The following is a 230-nucleotide window of genomic DNA, read 5'->3' as shown; positions in this document are numbered from 1 at the left end:
GATCGATCAAAAGCGTTCGTCGTTACGTTAATGAGCTGAAAGCTCGCCCCATCATGCTTTGGGACGGAAAAGCCAAGTGGCGCTACGACTTGTTCCCTGACTACAAGGCCAAGCGAGGTAAAGAGCCTGATCCCCGCGTGCAGCACATGCGCGCCTGCTTTCGTGATCAACGCGAAGACATCAAGCGCGGTCTGGGCCTGCTGGGAGTCCCTTCTCTCTATGCCGAAGAC

At 56.1% G+C, this 230-nt stretch carries 1 protein-coding gene; it reads left to right on the top strand.

Annotated elements, in window-relative coordinates; translation table 11 throughout:
* A partial coding sequence (locus tag SB773_RS35080) for a PIN domain-containing protein (RefSeq protein ID WP_410595212.1) occupies window positions 1-230 on the top strand: 230 nt, incomplete at both ends.

This window comes from Bacillus sp. SIMBA_074, from assembly GCF_046534555.1.
GTDB lineage: Bacteria > Bacillota > Bacilli > Bacillales > Bacillaceae_G > Bacillus_A > Bacillus_A mycoides.
This window is presented reverse-complemented; position numbering and strand designations above follow the sequence as displayed.